Source organism: Chryseobacterium sp. BGARF1, from assembly GCF_001677955.1.
In the GTDB taxonomy this organism is placed as follows: domain Bacteria; phylum Bacteroidota; class Bacteroidia; order Flavobacteriales; family Weeksellaceae; genus Chryseobacterium.
This window is the reverse complement of record NZ_LELA01000197.1, coordinates 1-276: the sequence shown is the minus strand read 5'-3', so window position 1 is coordinate 276 and position 276 is coordinate 1. Positions and strand designations below refer to the sequence as shown.

General features: G+C 46.0%; 1 protein-coding gene. It reads right to left on the bottom strand.

Translation table 11 applies throughout. The features are described from left to right. A partial coding sequence (locus AB671_RS21540) for a SprB repeat-containing protein (RefSeq protein WP_157444299.1) occupies nucleotides 1–276 on the bottom strand: 276 nt, incomplete at both ends.

Sequence of the window (276 nt, the reverse complement as noted above, 5' to 3'; positions counted from 1 at the left end):
TCGCTGCTGTTCCACCGCTTGGTGACCATGAATACGTGTAAGGTGCTGTTCCTCCTGTTACAACAATACTTGCTGTTCCGTTAGTTCCTCCATTACATGAAATGTTCGTTTGAGAAGTAGTAGCACTCATCGCTGTAGGTTGAGTGATGGTTACTGTTCTTGTAATTGTACATGCATTTGCATCGGTCACTGTCACTGTATAAGTTCCTGCTGCTAAACCTGAAGCTGTCGCTGCTGTTCCACCGCTTGGTGACCATGAATACGTGTAAGGTGCTG